We start from the raw sequence: 16,391 nt of genomic DNA, 5'->3' as shown, positions 1-16,391 counted from the left end.
GGGGTCAGCGCAGCAGGCAGTTACGTTCGCGGATCGTTTGTTCCCTTCGCCGGCATTACCCGGATCAGGTTCAATGGGTATGATCTCAGCCCAACTGGTTTCATTACTGAAACAGTAGGCACCCCTAAACTTGTACTAGGCTGCAAAACTAGACCGCGCCGTTGCTAGTTCCAAACTGCGGTAACGGGTTCTTTATTTTCGTCTGAAAATCATCTACCTTAGGTATGAGAATAGGCGCCCGTTTTTTTGGTCGCAATCGAAAACAACTCCGCACTTTCTCCCGTTATCTTTCTACTGTCCGCGAGACCATCTTCCTACCGATTCGTCTTTATTTCGCCTGCCATGATCAGCTTAATCTACACGCTCGTGGTACTTGCCATTTTGGCCTACTTCATGGTGGTGCCGCGTCGTCGGTTCCAGCGCCCACCCTCGCCCGATAATGACGATGATGGAGGCGAACCACTCGACGGCGGCCTCCCGGACCTAGACCTCCCCCCCGGCATCAGCCGCCCCATCAACGATTGGGAGCCCGACTATAACCGGCGCCCCAAAACGCCGCACCCAAGCACGCCCCTGCTATCGTAGCACGATCCCCAAACGTCTCGAAGACGAGACAGGCCCTTTCTGTTATCCCTTCTTGCCCATTCAGCTAGGCTGACTGTGCGCAATATGGATAGCCGAAAGGGCCCTCGCTTTTGGGAAGTAATAAACGTAAACTACGGTAGTGCCTTCTGCATGCGTACGTAGGCAATAGGGCCTTTGTAGAACTCGGGGCCTTCTGGCAGCATACCGAACTTATAGTACAAACCGGTTGCTTCTTGGCGCGCATCACATGCAATAGTGCGGGCACCTTGTTGTGAAGCTTCTTGCATCACCCGCGTCAGCAATTCCGAGCCAATACCTAGGCGTTGGTAGCGAGGATCGACGGCGAACTTCCGAAACCGCGCAGCCTCGCCATTCACGAACAAGGAGATGACTCCTACTAACTGTTCTTCCTGAAAGGCACCGAAGTGTAAGCCTTCGTTGTCTTCCGCAATCTTGACGTAGTCAAGCGGCTTCTCGGGCCACAGCACCGAATGCCGCAGCCAGTACGTGTCCTCGGGCTGAATTGTGCGAATAGTAACGAGAGAAGGCATGCTACTAGGTGCTTAAAAATCCTGGCGGAAACGCGGACGAGTGCGTTGCTACTCCACCGTTATCGTGTATTCGGCCGTGAAGTTCTGCCTAGGAGCTAGGGTCAAGATGCCTTCCTTATCGGCTAGCTCGCCTGAGTCGCCCACGGAGCTAGCAATACCTTGCCACGGCTCGATGCAGACAAATTCGGCGCCGGGCCCTTTCGTCCAGAGACCTAGGTAGGGGAATCCATCGAAGCGCATGCTCACGGCGCGTTCCGAACCATATTTTCGCAGGGCTAGTTTTGAGAAATCAAACTTCTTCAGCACCAGCGCATCTTGAGCGAACAGCTCGTAGGTGAGCGGCAGCTCGGTGGCATTGGTCAGCGCGGGTTCGGTTTCGCCGTTGAGCAAGCCACCTTCCAGCAAGTAGCGCTCGAACGTTTCGGGTGCATCGAAGGCAAAGTAGTAGTCCTCGAACTGCTCGCCGGGCAGCAGTGGGCACCGAAAAGCTGGGTGCGCCCCGATGCTAAACAGCAGTTCCTCGCTGGCGGGATTCTGCACTTCCCAACCTACAGTAAGGGTGGTATCCTTCAGCCGATACGAAATGCGCAGCACAAAATCGAAGGGATACACAGCGCGGCTTTTTTCATCAGCGCGCAGCTCGAATATGAGCGTATCAGCGGTTTGCTGGGCTAGGGTAAACTCCTGGTCGCGGGCAAAGCCGTGTTGCGAGAGTTTGTACGACTGGCCCTTGTACTGGTACGTATCCTGCGGCAACCGCCCCACGATGGGAAACAGCACCGGCGCATGCCGCGCCCACACAGCGGGGTCAGCCTGCCACATGTATTCGAGGTTGCCGAGGTCTTTGCGGACAAAGCTGCTGAGCTCAGCGCCTTGGGTTTGCACCCCAACGCGGCATTGGTCGTTTTCGAGAGAGTAGGTCATGCGGTGAAAATAAGAAGGGAGCGGAAAGCTAGGTAATGCGCTACTGATTACGATGACGACGCAGAATCGGCGAGCAACTTATCCACCAACGCACAAGCCCGCGCCAGCCGCTGCTCCCCCGAACCACTGATTTCGGCAAAAGGAATACCTAGCTTTTGTAGCTCCTGCTGGTACAACGTGTAGAAATACTCCCGCATGTGCGGGTGTTCGCGCAAGGGGTCCGGCTCCCAAGGAAGGTCGATGTTGAGCAGCAAGGTTAGGTCGTGGTGCTGCTCGGCTAGCTTTTGCAGAATCCAGGCGGGACACTGGCCAAACGCGTGTTCCGCCCAGATCTTTATCACCAGCAAATCGGTATCGACGAATACCACGCGGTGGGCGCCAGCAGCGGTGGCTTCCTCGGCGGCGAGCTGGCCGCGGGCAATTTCTTCTAGGTCGGCTAAGGTGTAGTGGGGGCCGTGCTCGTCGAGGTACACGCGGGCGTACTCGGGTACCCACGTCGTGCCATAGTGCTCGGCTAGCTGCCGACTTAAGGTCGATTTGCCCGTTGACTCGGGGCCGGTGATGGCGACGCGTATCATCTTAGGAAACGGGCAGCGGCGCGCTGGTTATTGAATCAGCTTTGGCCTTCGCCTCGGCACGGCGCCACTCTAGGTAGCCATACGTAGCCAGCACCAAGTACACGGCGTACAAGCCACTGGTTGGGTATAGCTCTTTGTGCCACAGAATAGGCACGTACAAGGCATCGACGAGAATCCAGAGCCACCAGTTTTCCAAGCGCTTGCGCATCATCAGGTACTGGGCAGCTAGGCTAATGGCAGTGGTCAGACTATCCCAGTGCGGTAGCGAATCGTCGGTGTAGTGCTGGAGGTAGTAGCCAAAGCCGAAGGTAAATAACGCCACGCCTACCAGTAGTAGCACCCACTCGAAGGGCCGCGTGCGCGACACTTTCAGTTCGGTCTTGCGAGCGCCGCCATACAGCCATTCGTACCATCCGTACAGGCTCATCAGAATAAATAACACCTGCAAATTGCGGTCAGCGTATAGCCGTGCGCCATGGTACACAACAACATATAGCCCACAGCTAACAATAGCCACCGGAAAATTCCACAGCGACTCGCGGGCGGCGAGCCACACGCATGCTATACCGGTGAGCACTGCCACCCACTCGAGCGGTGTGCTGCCGGCAGCGGCAACCCAAAAATCATACAGCGACTGAAGCACAAGCGAAGAGTAAGCGCGTACAGGGGAAAAGTCAAAGCTAACGCGCGGTGGTTTATTTTTGCAGCTAGCTTTCCTTTTACCTCTTCCTCTAGCCTCTTGTTTATGCTCCCTGAACTCACGCCCGAAGCCCTTCACGCCCGGCTCCAACAGGGAGAAGCCATTCAGCTAATCGACGTGCGCGAGCCGGAGGAATACGCCTACTGTCGCATCGAAGGCAGCCAGCTTATCCCGTTAGGAGAAATTGCGCAGCGCGCCGAAGAAATTGACCCCGACCAGCCTACGGTGCTCATCTGCCACCACGGCGTGCGGTCCATGCAGGCCCTAGCCTACCTTCAGCACCGGCATGGCCTGACTAACCTGCTGAACCTACGCGGTGGCATTCATGCCTGGAGCCTGCGCGTCGACCCAACTGTGGCGGTGTATTAAGGAGTTGCTGACCTGGTGACTACCTAGGTACAATCAAGCAACTGTGTTAAGCGCACCCAGCATGTTGACAATGTTCTCGGTCGTATCGACTTCGCCGATGCGTGGGAAGATAACTTTCAGGCTATTTGCCTGCGCACTAGCTACCATATCCGTCATGGCATCTTGGGCAAACGTGATGTTGTAGCCACGCTCAAAGGCCGTCCGAGCTGTGCTTTCCACTCCGATGCTGGTGCTAATACCTGCTAACACAATACCTGTCACCTTGCGCTTCTTCAGTTCTTCATCAAAGCTAGGGTTGGAGAATGCGCCCCAGGTAGGCTTAGTGATACGAACGTCACTTGGCTCAGTATTAAGCATGGGAGCTAAAGCAAGCCATTCGGGCGTAATAGTAAGGTTTCCGCCTGGCCGTTTTGCCTCGGCACGTAGGTACTGCACTGCTTGAGTCGGATCTACGTTTACGAGAATAATAGGAAGCGCCGCTTGCCGAAAAGCGGCAATAAGCTTGTTCGCGTTTGCCAACACCGTATCAGTAGAATCTACGACAGGCAGTTGCAAGATGCCGTTTTGCAAATCAATCAAAACGAGCGCTGTGCTATGATCGAGGGCAGTTATCATCGGGTAAAAGGAAAGAAAAAGCTTACTTCTACAAGGCCACTTCAGGTGTAGCTTGGATAGGCAGCGGTGACGCTTGCTGTGCTAACTTCTCTCGGCGTAGCGCAAGCACGTGCAACAGTCCGATCAGCACGGCCATAATTCCTTCCGCCAACACGGTGTTTTGCACACCAATACGCTGCGACACTGCCCCTACCAGCAAGCTGCCCAGCGGTAGCAATCCTGCATAAGCCAGTACATACAAGCTCAGCACCCGGCCGCGCAAGGCCAGCGGCACGGTAGTTTGCAGGAGCGTGTTGCTGATGGTGAGCTGCGTTACCATTCCAAAAGCGCCAAACACGAGTGACAGCAAGGCTAGCACGTACCACGACATATGCGAGTACACCAGCAGTCCCACGCCCAGAATAAAGGTGTTCACGGCGAGTAGCTTTTTCAGGTTCGTACCCGGCTGGCGTGAGGCTAGAAAAAAGGCGCCGATAAAGGCACCTAGCCCTACTGCCCCCTCCAACATGCCGAACGTGGTGGCGTTGCCGTGAAAAATGTCCTTCGCATACACGGGCAGCAGCGTAGTAAAAGGCAGCACAAACAAGCTAATCAGCATTAGCATAACGATAATATGCCGCACGGCGGGCGTGGCAGCTACGTAGTGGAGGCCTTCTTGTAGCTCTTCCAGCATGCTCTTCGTGCGCGGCTTAGGCACGTACGCTGGCAGCTTCAGTGACAAAAGAGAGCCGATAACAGCCACAAAGCTTACGGCATTCAAGCCAAAACACGCTACGGCGCCTAGCTTTTCCAGCGCAAAGCCAGCAAAGGCCGGACCGAGCAATTGGGCCAGCGTTACCATGGCCGAATTTAGCGCCAGCGCATTGGGCAAATCCTGCTTGTCATCGACCAACTCCGGCACGAGCGATTGCCGCACGGGCACATCGAACGCATTGATGATGCCGAGCACCACGCTCAACGCCACGATTCCCCAAACGCCATTGGGCCGAAAAAAGACCAGCAGCGTGAGTAGCAGTGCCTGCACCATTGATAGTACCTGGGTTAGCAGCAGAACGCGGTAGCGCTGGTAACGGTCGGCCACGCCCCCACCTAGGAAGGAGAACATAGCCGCCGGAAAGAGCGTGGCAAACACGCTCACCCCTAGCATAAACTTGGAGTGTGTAAGCGAATATATTACCCAACTAACCGCCGTCTTCTGCATCCAGGTGCCCAGCAAGGAGAGGGACTGCCCGGCGAAGAATAAGCGGTAATTGCGGCTGCGAAAGGCGCGAAAAGTATCTGAGGTCATTCGTGGTATGGCTTAGTAGCCTGCCTGTGTCAAGCAGCTACCCTATAGATCAACTAGTTTTGTCAGGATGGGCATCGCTTGATGTAAGCTAGCTCGTTCCTGCGGTGAGCAGGCCTCTTGCAAGGCAACGTGCAGCCACTCATCTACCTCGAGCCGCACGTCCTGTAGCAAGGCACGCCCTTGTTCCGATAGCGCAACACCCACCTTGCGCTTGTCAATTCCCGATGGCTGCCGCGTGATGTATCCTAGCTCTGCTAGATGCTTCAAAATCTGTGACATGGCCTGGGTAGTTACTTTCTCCATCGCCGCTAGCTCGGTGGGGAGCAGTTGCTGATGTTGATCGAGTAGCTTGAGCACCGACCGCTCCGTGAGCGACATCTTGCCGTGCGTTGGTGATTGGCTGCGCAGCTTTTTAATCAGTCGGAATAGTACCGTGCGCAGCTCGACTGCCAGATATGCCGCTTCAGATTGATCACTCATTTCATAAAGTAATTTTATTAAGTAACTTAACAAAGTAACCTTTGAATAGTTGCAACAACCTAGCCCAAATGCTAGCACAGGTGGAGGCCTAGCTGCTGTCGTGTAATTTTGCACCCAAGACTCCGCTAAGGTGTCTGCCTCACTTGCCCAACGTCTGAGCGGCTAGCTGGCTCTCTTGCTAGCATCGCAACTCACTACCTTTCACTATGCTCCCCGACCTTCCCATCCGGGCCGCCATCCCAGAACTACTCGCCACGCTAGGCACCACCAACTGCGCAGTGCTGCAAGCGCCGCCGGGCGCGGGCAAAACCACAGTGGTACCGCTGGCGCTGCTGGAAGCCGACTGGATGCCCGCCAACGGCCGCATCATTGTGCTGGAGCCGCGCCGGTTAGCCGCGCGCGCCGCTGCCGCACGCATGGCTAGCCTGCTGGGTGAACCGGTGGGGCAAACCGTAGGCTACCGGGTGCGCTTGGAAAGCAAGATTTCTAGCAAGACTCGCATTGAAGTTGCCACGGAAGTTATCCTGACGCGCATGTTGCAGGACGATCCGGCGCTGGAGGGAGTAGCCGCCGTCCTCTTCGACGAATTTCACGAGCGAAGCCTGCAAGCCGACCTAGGCCTAGCCCTCGCGTTGGATGCGCAAGCAGTGTTGCGACCCGATTTGCGCCTGCTGATCATGAGTGCTACGCTAGAAGCCGAGCGACTAGGCGCCTGGCTGCAAGCGCCAATAGTACGCAGCGCCGGCTTGCAGCATCCCGTAGCTACCCACTACCTAGCTCCTGCCCGGATGGCTGCTGCCAGCAACCGCCCCCACGAGCGACTCTCTGCCCTGACGCCCACTACTGTGCGGGAAGCCTTGGCTCAACATGCCGGCGACGTCTTGGTGTTCCTGCCAGGCCTGGCCGACCAGCGCCGCACCGCCGAGCGCCTAGCGGGCTCTCTACCGAACACCGTTGATGTGCACGTGTTGCACGGCGAGCTCCCCGCCGAGCAACAGGATGCCGCGCTGCGACCTTCGCCAGCAGGTCGGCGCAAAGTGGTTTTGGCCACCAGCATCGCCGAAACCAGTTTGACCATCGAAGGCGTGCAGGTGGTGGTTGATGGCGGCTATGCCCGGGTGCCACACTTCGAGCCGCGCACGGGGTTAACTTCCCTAGAGACGGTACTAGTGAGCCAAGCCGCAGCCGACCAACGGCGGGGCCGTGCTGGCCGCCTAGGTCCCGGTACTTGCTACCGCCTCTGGACGGAGGCGGAACACGCGTTGCACCCTGCCCACCTTCCGCCCGAAATCCTCACCGCCGACCTGAGCGGACTGGCCTTGGAGCTAGCTCTCTGGGGTGTGCACGATGCCGCTAGCCTGCGTTGGCTCGATGCTCCACCGGCTGCATCCCTAGCCCAAGCGCGCGATTTGCTGGTGCGCCTCGGGGCTTTGCTCCCGACCGGCAAACCCACTGAGCATGGCCGCGCGCTGGCAGGCCTAGGTCTGGTGCCACGCTTGGGCCACTTGGTGGTGCGGGGCAAAGAAGCAGGGCACGGAGCTACGGCCTGCGCGCTCGCGGCGCTCCTCACCGAGCGTGACTTGCTGCGCTTGCCGGATGGCGCCACCACGCCGCCCGATTTGCGGTTGCGGTTAGAAGCCGTCGTCACGGGACGGGCCCCACTACCGGGCCTTACGCCTGACCAAGGAGCGCTGCACCGAGTGCGCGAAGCTGCCGCCGTGCTGCGCCACCGGGCGAATATCGGAAATACTGCCCCAGTGCCTGACGCGGCGGGTCTGCTCGCTGCACTTGCTTACCCCGACCGCTTGGCGCAGCGCGAAACACCGGAGCGCGTGCGGCTCGTGACGGGGCAACGCGCTATTCTGCCCGCCGAGTATTTTGGGCGCGATGATGTCTTTTTTGCCGTGGCTCACCTTGACGGCCCGCCCCATGCCCCGCGGGCTGCTCTGGCCGCTCCCATCGACCGCGCCGAGCTAGAAGAGCACTTCGCTAACCTTATCGAAACCAGTGAGGAAGTAACCTGGGATGCTACCGCCGGCCGGGTCGTCGCACGCCGCCGCCGTCGGTTCGGGGCGCTCAATTTGTCGGAAACCTCTCTCGCCAACCCTAACCCAGAAGCAGTGATGGCGGCGCTGCTGGAGGGGCTGCGGGTAGGTGGCCTGAGTAAGCTACCATGGACCGATGAGGCGCAGCAGCTGCGTATGCGGTTAGCTTTTGTGCACAACCTAGCTCCGGCCGAGTGGCCCGATGTAGCCGATGAGGCGCTGCTTGCTGCCCTAGAAGAGTGGCTCGGGCCTTACTTACGCGGCGTGAAGTCGCTGGCAGAAGTGAACCGGCTTGATTTACGCCAGGCGCTGCTCGTTTGGTTACCAGGCGGCTGGAGTCAGCAGCAAGAGCTCGACCGTTTGGCTCCAGCCCAGCTCGCCGTGCCCACCGGCTCGCGCATCACCCTCGACTACACCGACCCTACCGCCCCAGTATTGGCGGTGCGCTTGCAGGAGGTATTTGGCCTGCTTGATACGCCGGTGGTGGGCGGCGGGCGGGTGCCCCTCACCATGCAGTTGTTGTCACCGGGCTACCGACCGGTGCAGGTCACGCGGGATTTGCGCAGCTTCTGGGCTAATGGCTACTTCGAGGTCCGCAAAGACATGCGCGGCCGCTACCCCAAGCATTATTGGCCTGACAACCCCTTGGAAGCCGAACCCATGCGTGGCACCCGCAAGCAGAATGGGCTGAAGTAAGCTAGACGCTTGCCGGCGCCCATCTTTTGCAGGTACTTACCGTAAAGGCTAGCGGAACAAACCAAGCTGCTCCGCTTCCTCTCGCCTCTTCATGCCCGCATTTTCTCCGAACGTAGCCAAACGCTACCTAGCGCTAGCCACGCTGGCCTTTTCGCTCAGCACGGCAGCATACGGGCAAAACACCACCGAAGGGCGCATCAGCGACCGGAATAACAACGCGTGGCTAATGTTTTACAGTGATGCTCGTGTTAGCCAACGGTGGAGTATTCACACGGAGTTTCAGTACCGCCGCACCCATTTTCTGCGTGATCCGCAGCAGTACTTCTACCGGGCCGGACTAAATTATCACGCTTCCGACAAGCTCATGCTCACGGCTGGCTACGTGTACTTGCTCTCGTTGCCCTATGGTGACTACCCCGATTCGGGCCGGTCGCACGAACGCCGCTTCTACCAGCAGCTTCAGCTCGACGAAACGTATGGCAAGCTAGGGGTCATGCATCGGTTCCGGCAGGAGCAGCGCTGGCTCCGCGACGCTGGGGCCAACACGTATAAATTTTCGAACCGAAGCCGCTACCGCATTCAGCTCACGCTGCCCATCAAGGGCAAAGACGGCGACCCAAACACCGTGTATGTTACCACGTACGATGACATTTTCATCAACTACGGGCCGAACGTAAAGCAGAATATCTTCAACCAAAACCGTCTGTACGGCGCCCTAGGGTATCAATTTACACCTGCTACCTCGCTGGAGCTAGGCTACCTCTATCAAATTGTGCAGCACGACGACGGGCAGGTGTTCGAGTATAATCACACCCTGCAAGCCGGCCTCACCGTCAACCCAGATTTTCGCAAGAACAAGCCGTAACAGAACGCTTAAGTAGCGTGCGACGCAAATGATTTGTGCTAGGGTAGTGCCTGTTGAATAGATCCAACAACATGCAACGCCCAAGGAACAGACTAGCCAGGACCCTGCTCTAAATCAGTAGCGGCTGATCGGCCACGAGCCGAGCTGTAGTGCCGATGCAACCACCGGCTCAGACCTCCTAGCCCCGGAAACAGCACCCGCTCCGTGATATTCGCTTGGTCGAGCTTGTCGCGCACTTCCCACTTGAGGCTCGCCGGAATGATGATGCGGAAGAACAAGTCGGGTTGTGCTTCGAGCCAGTCGTGCAGGTTGTCTTCGGCTGTCGACATGAGCGAGAACAGCGCGTATTGGTGCACAATGCGCTCATCCAGCGAAGGCGGCTCCAGAAACAAAACGAACGGCTCAGGCTGCATTTGAGCTAGGTCGCGTAAGGTGGGGCATACAGGCTCCAGCAGTTCTGGCGTAAATACATTAGACCCTTCCTGGCGAATAGCTTCCCGGAGGGGGGCAGGCAGACTCTCCGCGGCTTTCACGTAGTTGAGCGCCCAAATCACGCCGTCTTGGTCATAGGCATCTAGGTCGTCGGTGGCGAAATGCAGGGCTACATAGGGCGAATACGTCCAGTCGAGCAAGCGCGTGGGCAAGCCGTGGTGCTGCGCCAGGGCCAGCCAATTCCAGACGGAGGTCTCAGAGTCGGGGGCGTGCCGGGCGTACTTGCGAAAGTTGCGCAGCAAGTGGTGCTCTAGCAAGGCGAAATCACCCCCCAAACGCACAAGACTGGTAGTCAGAGTATACGTATGCGAGCGAAGGCCCCGGTAGACGAACGGCGAGCGGTAGCGCCCGATGCGCCCGTCCCAGGTGTCGCGGAACAGCACGTGTTGTAGCTCTTCCCACGAGCGAACGTGAAGATCATTAATGCTCGAATACACGATAAAAGTTAGTTGGATTCGCCTCAAATACGATAAACCTGCTTGCGTAGACAAGCTGAACCTAGGTCAAAACCCAGTATTCATGATTCCTTCAAACGTGCCAGGGACGCCGCAAGACTTACTCTAGTTCGTAAGTCGCACCTAGCAGGCCCGTACACACAAACTGCCTACCGCTTTCAGCAGCAGGCAGTTTGTGTGTACGGACTTTTCCTACCTAGGGTGGGTCTATAGCGCAAACCAATCCTAACGAGTTGGCTTAGCCAAGTCTACTCTCCTGCTGGGAAGTCAGCTGCGTCGCCGATAGCGGCTACGCTCTCTAGTTCCTTCAGCAGGGTCGTGAACTTATCCCGCGCCCCTTTCACGGCGGCTTTGCCCAGCGGTAGGTGCAACGGCGGATTTTCTTGGTTCACTACGTCGTACATGGCTTGCGCGGCGCGCACCGGGTCGCCGGGCTGTTTGCCGCTGTAGCTCTGAATGCCTTTCAGGTTTTCGCCCACGGTGGTGCGATAATCCTCGATTTGCGTGTCGGCAAAAGTGGCAGAACGACCAGCCCAATCCGTGCGAAAACCGCTCGGCTCGATGTTGGTCACCTTGATACCTAGAGGAGCTACTTGCTGGGCAAGGCTTTCCCCAATGGCTTCTAGTGCAAACTTACTCGCGTTGTAAACCCCCACACCGGGGAAGGTTTTTAAACCGCCAATGCTCGTGATATTGAGCACATGACCGCTTTTCTGCTGACGCAAGTGGGGCAACACGGCCCGTAACACGTGTAATGGCCCGAAGACGTTTACGTCGAACTGACGCTGTACTTCTTCGGCTGGTATTTCTTCGATGCTGCCCATGGAGCCGTAGCCCGCGTTGTTCACCACCACATCGATGCGGCCAAATACGTTGATGGCCGTTTCTACGGCTTCTTTTACTTGTTGCTCATTCGTTACATCGGCTATTACGCCGTGGGCCCGGCCTTCTGCACTCTGCGAGAAAACCTCAGCTTGCTCGCCTTTGCGGAAAGTAGCTACTACTTGGTCCCCTTTATCGAGCACGAAGCTCGCCAGGGCTTCCCCAAAACCGGTGGAAGCGCCCGTGATAAACCATACTTTGGGAGATGTTGCCATGAACGTGGTACAAATACTTGATGAATAGAAGGCAGCCTAGCTTGCTGCTTTCATCTTGCTTCAACTCCAATACGTAGGGTCAGGTTTTCGGGCAGATGCGCTACCTAGGTGCTCTCCTATAAAAAGACCGCGAATTCGCCAAAAGGCAACCTCCGACACGCGAGGCTTTTACTTAAGCTTTTGCAATTAAATACCAGGCTTCTTGCATTGGCAACGCTTTCATAATGTGCAAGCCAAATTTTCGCCGTATCTTTGTCCGGCAATAAGAAGTACCTAAACTCTTGTTGCTATGGCCGACCAGCCCGCCAAAATTGCCTTCGAGGCGCTTACCTACGACGACGTTCTACTGCTACCTGCCTATTCGGAGGTACTGCCCCGCAACGCCGACACCAGCTCCCAGCTTACCCGCAACATCCGTATCAACCTGCCCTTTCTTTCGGCAGCGATGGATACCGTCACCGAATCAGAGCTGGCAATTGCCATGGCCCAAGAGGGTGGAATTGGTATCATCCACAAGAATATGAGCATCCGAGCGCAGGCCGAACAAGTTCGCCGCGTGAAGCGCTCAGAGAGCGGAATGATTCTGGAGCCCTTTACCTTGGAAGAACACGCTACCCTAGGCGACGCCAAGCAGCTCATGCGTGACAACAAGATTGGAGGTATTCCAATTGTTGACAACGAACGGCGCTTGAAGGGCATCCTAACCAACCGCGACCTGCGCTTCGAGAAGGATATGACCCGTCCTGTGTCGGAGGTGATGACCAAAGACAAGCTCGTGACGGCCGAAGCCGGTACGGAGCTAGCTATAGCCGAGGAGATTCTACAAGACTCCAAAGTAGAGAAGCTGCCTGTCGTTGACCCACAAGGCCGGCTAGTAGGATTGATTACCTATCGCGACATTCGCAAGCGTCGCCGCTCACCTAACGCTTGCAAAGACCAGTATGGCCGCCTGCGCGTAGGCGCGGCTGTTGGCGTTACCTCCGATTTGCTGGACCGTGTGGCCGCACTCGTGGAAGCGGGCGTAGATGTGGTCAGCGTTGATACGGCTCACGGCCACTCGAAAGGAGTGCTCGATGCGGTGCGCAATATCAAGACGGCTTTTCCCACCCTAGAAGTCATTGCTGGCAACGTAGCGACGGCCGAAGGCGCCCGTGCCCTCGCCGACGCCGGCGCCGACGCGGTGAAAGTGGGCGTGGGTCCTGGCTCTATCTGCACGACCCGCATCATTGCCGGCATTGGCGTGCCGCAACTCTCGGCGGTGCTGGAAGCAGCACGCGGTCTAGAAGGCACTGATGTTCCACTTATTGCCGACGGGGGTATTAAGTTCTCAGGTGATGCCGTGAAGGCGTTAGCTGGTGGAGCTTCCTCCGTGATGATTGGCTCTATGCTAGCCGGTACCGAAGAAGCGCCTGGCGAAGTGATTATCTACGAAGGCCGTAAGTACAAGAACTATCGCGGCATGGGCTCGGTAGAGGCTATGGAAGAAGGCTCTAAAGACCGCTACTTCCAGGATGCCGAAGATGACGTGAAGAAACTAGTACCCGAAGGCATCGTTGGGCGTGTACCGTTCAAAGGAGCTGTCAGCGAAATTCTTTACCAGCTAGCCGGTGGCTTGCGGGCAGGTATGGGCTACTGTGGAGCTGCTTCCATCGAGAAACTCCAGGAGGCGCGTATGGTACGCATCACGAATGCTGGCCTGCGCGAGAGCCATCCGCACGACGTACAGATTACACGGGAAGCACCAAACTACAGCAGCCGCTAAGCCAGTTTCCTGTCCGAAGCATGTCATAATCCTACTTTGCCGCATAGGCAAGTAGGATTATGTACTTTTTGAACATTCTCACGACTTTGGCTAGCTCAGTACAAACACTGAGCACTCAGCAGAAATACGTACTAGCTAGACTAGCATTTCTCGTTGCCTGTTTTGGTAAACCATTCAGAATAGCAGGAAAAAACCCGATATGTTAAATTATAGCTACTAAGAGTACTTTTTTACTTCTTGCTTATTCCTTCGGTTTACTAATCCGGTTGTAGCTGCTCTCAAGCAAATTTGCGCCGGAAACCTTATCTTGCCATTTCTTTATGCTTTATTGTCATTGACACTAAAAGCAATAAAACTGTACTTTACCTTACTTCATGACAATTCGCCAGAAGCTTGAAACGGCATTCCTGCCGTTAATGCTGCTGAGTTGGATGGTGTTGCTCGTTAGTACGCTGCTGCACGCAAGTCCGGCTGCTGCTAGCCGCTTTGGTATTCCACCCAATTGGGTAACGTTGACGGCTCAGGCAGTTTTTGTAGCTGCCGTTTTCGGCTATCAACGGGCGCAAGCAAACCTGCTGCGCGGTACTGATTTCGTTGGCTTACTACGCCGACTAGTCCTGGGGCCAGGGCTGTTAGCTACCATCTGCGTGGGACTGCACCTGCTAGAGCGAGTAGTACAATTTAAACATCCTGCCACCGACCGCACCTTCTTCGCTATTGTTTATACGGTCAACCTAGGCCTGTTCGTCATCTTCCTAGCGTTCACGAACTACGCATGGCGGTCATTGGTATTGTTTCGCGCCTCAGAGCGCTTGCAGCGCGAGTGGATCTGGTTTGAAGTTCTCCTCGGCATCACGCTGCTGTTCCGGCTACTTAGCTGGCAGTTCCCTTTGTATTTCACTTTGCCCGTCCTAGGAGCACTAGCCTTTTTCGGCGTGTACCTAAGCGGTAATCAGAAGTGGGTTGCCTACCTCAACCGCCGTCAGAAGCTGGAAGCCGTGATGCTGCAAGGCGCCATTCTGCTGAGCATGACCATCTTCGTGGCGTACTTCCTGCGCATCGAACAAGACCCTCGACTGGTAGGACCCGCCTCGCAGCACGCCTTCCTGGTACTCACGGTCTTCTTCGCTACGTTTTACGCCGTGATGGGCTTGCTAGTCACGTTGTTTAACCTGCCAACTGCCGGCGTCTTTGAACAGAAAAGGGAAGAAATCCTGAGTTTGCAACGCCTGACCCAGCTCATTCAGCGCGGGCAAACGGAGGAGGAAGTGTACGCCATGCTCTTCGACTCGGCGGTACAAACCGTGGAAGCTGATGCTGCTTGGCTCGATATACTCGATACAGAAGAAGATGCGCTTGTTACCTACCAGCGGCATAACATCGCAGAAGCCGATTCTGTAGCAATTCGCCGCCTGCTGGCCGACTATAACCTAGGTCAGATTGAGTACTTAAATAATGACCTGAACAACAGCAGCGGCTTTCGTGCGCTGGGACTAGAGTTTGAAGCATTAATCGTGATGCCCCTGCGCTCTACCAAACGCAACTACGGCACCCTTTACCTGCTCAAGCGTCAACGCCAGGGTTTCGACCGAGAGAACATGAGCATCCTGCAGACCTTCACCAGTCAGACGGTACTCAGCATCGAAAACCTGCAGTTGATGGCCCGCTCTATTCAGAACGAGCGGGTACAGGAAGAGTTGAAGATTGCCTCTTCCGTACAAGACAGCCTAATTCCGAAAAACCTGCCCACGGATAACTGGTTTGAAATCAGTTCGCATGCTTTAGCGGCCAAAGAAGTAGGTGGTGACTTCTACGACTTTCTGCACTTGCCGGGTCGTCGGCTAGCTATTCTGATCGGCGACGTTTCGGGCAAGGGCGTTACCGCGGCCTTCCACATGGCGCAGATGAAGGGCATTTTCCATGCCCTCATGCAGGAGAACCCACTGGCCCGCACAGAGCGCGAGAAGTTTCCGGTACCTAGCAAGTTCATGTCGCAGGCCAATACCGCGCTAGTTCACTGCCTGGAAAAGTCGTCTTTCATCACAGCCTCTCTCTACATCATTGACTATGAGCATGGCGGCTTCGTGTTTGCGCGCGCGGGGCATTGCCACACGCTTTACTACCATTCTATTAAAGAGGAGGTATCATACTTCCGCACGGCAGGCCTAGGTCTGGGCATTATCCGCAACGAGTCTTACGAGCGGCACATCAAGAACCAGTTTTACGACTACAACCCTGGTGATGTGATGGTAATCTATACGGACGGCATCGTGGAGGCGCGGGCGGCTGATCAGTCGGAGTACGGCGAGGAACGACTGAAACAAATGCTGGAGCGCACGTATTATCTGAGTGCCGACGAAATTAAAGCTCAGATACTGGAGGACTTAGCTGAATTCAGCCGCGGGCAGCCTATTCACGACGACCAAACGCTGCTCGTTATCAAGTTCCGCGCCTCTCAACCTGAACCTAGCATCTAACGTAGAGCACCCGTATGAAAGTGACTCAGCAAGCTTCCGATAACATTCTTACCCTCATTCTGGATGGAGAACTGGACGCTAGTTCTTCCGTGTTGCTCGACACGGAGCTAGCTAAGCCAGAGATCCTGAACTACCAGAAAGTTCTGATTGACTGCCAGCGCCTGAACTATATCTCCTCGGCTGGCTTGGGTGTGTTCATCTCACACCTGCAAAGCTTCCAGGATGCCGGCGTGAAGCTGGTATTCTTCAACATGCAGGAGAAAGTGCACAACGTGTTTGAAATCTTGGGGTTGGATGCACTCATGACCATTGTACCATCAGCGGCAGAAGCTACGGCTATCTGATCAGGAGCGAGTATCAAAAGGAATGAAAAACGCTATTAGAATCAGCTGTAGTCGACACAACCTAAAGG

16 protein-coding genes and 1 riboswitch are annotated in these 16,391 nt (G+C 56.1%); of the genes, 7 read left to right on the top strand and 9 right to left on the bottom strand.

The features are described from left to right. Window positions 1-22 precede the first annotated feature (22 nt). A riboswitch (TPP riboswitch) is annotated at window positions 23-136 on the bottom strand. A 206-nt stretch (window positions 137-342) separates the two neighbouring features. Further along, the gene (locus SD425_RS04525; RefSeq protein WP_324675849.1) at window positions 343-585 is read left to right on the top strand and encodes a hypothetical protein; all 243 of its coding nucleotides are present in this window, start codon (window positions 343-345) and stop codon (window positions 583-585) included. Between the two features lie 131 nt (window positions 586-716). Here the strand turns inward: SD425_RS04525 and SD425_RS04520 are convergent, their stop codons facing one another. Genes SD425_RS04520 through pnuC form a run of 4 tightly spaced genes read right to left on the bottom strand, consistent with a single transcriptional unit; the run spans window position 717 to window position 3,281 of the window. Continuing rightward, entirely contained in the window at window positions 717-1,136 is a 420-nt protein-coding gene (locus SD425_RS04520; RefSeq protein ID WP_324675846.1) for a GNAT family N-acetyltransferase, read from the bottom strand. Window positions 1,137-1,184: 48 nt separating this feature from the next. Beyond that, window positions 1,185-2,060, bottom strand: coding sequence for an aldose 1-epimerase family protein (locus SD425_RS04515; protein WP_324675844.1), 876 nt, complete (start codon window positions 2,058-2,060; stop codon window positions 1,185-1,187). A gap of 47 nt (window positions 2,061-2,107) precedes the next feature. Further along, window positions 2,108-2,638 carry an ATP-binding protein gene (locus SD425_RS04510; RefSeq protein WP_324675842.1) on the bottom strand — a complete coding sequence of 177 codons (531 nt, stop codon included), beginning with the start codon at window positions 2,636-2,638 and terminating at the stop codon, window positions 2,108-2,110. A gap of 1 nt (window position 2,639) precedes the next feature. Then, the gene (gene pnuC, locus SD425_RS04505) at window positions 2,640-3,281 is read right to left on the bottom strand and encodes a nicotinamide riboside transporter PnuC (protein WP_324675840.1); all 642 of its coding nucleotides are present in this window, start codon (window positions 3,279-3,281) and stop codon (window positions 2,640-2,642) included. Between the two features lie 102 nt (window positions 3,282-3,383). Here pnuC and SD425_RS04500 point away from each other — a divergent pair, with 102 nt between their 5' ends. Further along, on the top strand, window positions 3,384-3,707 hold the full coding sequence (locus tag SD425_RS04500; RefSeq protein ID WP_324675838.1) for a rhodanese-like domain-containing protein: 324 nt from the start codon (window positions 3,384-3,386) through the stop codon (window positions 3,705-3,707). Window positions 3,708-3,740: 33 nt separating this feature from the next. Here the strand turns inward: SD425_RS04500 and SD425_RS04495 are convergent, their stop codons facing one another. Genes SD425_RS04495 through SD425_RS04485 form a run of 3 tightly spaced genes read right to left on the bottom strand, consistent with a single transcriptional unit; the run spans window position 3,741 to window position 6,090 of the window. Continuing rightward, on the bottom strand, window positions 3,741-4,322 hold the full coding sequence (locus tag SD425_RS04495; protein ID WP_324675836.1) for an isochorismatase family protein: 582 nt from the start codon (window positions 4,320-4,322) through the stop codon (window positions 3,741-3,743). A gap of 28 nt (window positions 4,323-4,350) precedes the next feature. Beyond that, entirely contained in the window at window positions 4,351-5,610 is a 1,260-nt protein-coding gene (locus SD425_RS04490; RefSeq protein ID WP_324675834.1) for an MFS transporter, read from the bottom strand. 42 nt (window positions 5,611-5,652) lie between these two features. After that, a complete protein-coding gene (locus SD425_RS04485) occupies window positions 5,653-6,090 on the bottom strand; it encodes a MarR family winged helix-turn-helix transcriptional regulator (RefSeq protein WP_324675832.1) in 438 nt (145 codons plus the stop codon). A 206-nt stretch (window positions 6,091-6,296) separates the two neighbouring features. On the opposite strand from SD425_RS04485, the gene hrpB reads away from it, so the two are divergent. After that, on the top strand, window positions 6,297-8,831 hold the full coding sequence (hrpB, locus tag SD425_RS04480; RefSeq protein ID WP_324675830.1) for an ATP-dependent helicase HrpB: 2,535 nt from the start codon (window positions 6,297-6,299) through the stop codon (window positions 8,829-8,831). Window positions 8,832-8,922: 91 nt separating this feature from the next. Beyond that, window positions 8,923-9,696: a DUF2490 domain-containing protein gene (locus tag SD425_RS04475; RefSeq protein WP_324675828.1), complete on the top strand. Its 774-nt coding sequence runs from the start codon at window positions 8,923-8,925 to the stop codon at window positions 9,694-9,696. Between the two features lie 92 nt (window positions 9,697-9,788). Here the strand turns inward: SD425_RS04475 and SD425_RS04470 are convergent, their stop codons facing one another. Together SD425_RS04470 and SD425_RS04465 are read right to left on the bottom strand one after the other, a co-directional pair. Further along, window positions 9,789-10,625, bottom strand: a complete 837-nt coding sequence (locus tag SD425_RS04470; protein ID WP_324675826.1) for an FRG domain-containing protein — start codon at window positions 10,623-10,625, stop codon at window positions 9,789-9,791. Between the two features lie 266 nt (window positions 10,626-10,891). Next, window positions 10,892-11,740, bottom strand: coding sequence for an oxidoreductase (locus SD425_RS04465; protein ID WP_324675824.1), 849 nt, complete (start codon window positions 11,738-11,740; stop codon window positions 10,892-10,894). A 289-nt stretch (window positions 11,741-12,029) separates the two neighbouring features. Here SD425_RS04465 and guaB point away from each other — a divergent pair, with 289 nt between their 5' ends. The 3 genes from guaB (at window position 12,030) to SD425_RS04450 (ending at window position 16,323) form a co-directional block, all read left to right on the top strand. Further along, window positions 12,030-13,502 (top strand): IMP dehydrogenase, encoded by a 1,473-nt coding sequence (gene guaB, locus SD425_RS04460; RefSeq protein ID WP_324675822.1) that lies wholly within the window; start codon window positions 12,030-12,032, stop codon window positions 13,500-13,502. Window positions 13,503-13,876: 374 nt separating this feature from the next. Further along, on the top strand, window positions 13,877-15,979 hold the full coding sequence (locus SD425_RS04455; RefSeq protein WP_324675820.1) for a PP2C family protein-serine/threonine phosphatase: 2,103 nt from the start codon (window positions 13,877-13,879) through the stop codon (window positions 15,977-15,979). 14 nt (window positions 15,980-15,993) lie between these two features. Then, window positions 15,994-16,323, top strand: a complete 330-nt coding sequence (locus SD425_RS04450) for an STAS domain-containing protein (protein ID WP_086592824.1) — start codon at window positions 15,994-15,996, stop codon at window positions 16,321-16,323. Window positions 16,324-16,391: the final 68 nt, after the last annotated feature.

It is taken from the genome of Hymenobacter sp. GOD-10R, assembly GCF_035609205.1.
Classification (GTDB): domain Bacteria; phylum Bacteroidota; class Bacteroidia; order Cytophagales; family Hymenobacteraceae; genus Hymenobacter.
Note: the sequence above shows the minus strand (reverse complement) of the source record. Positions and strands in the feature narration are given on the sequence as shown.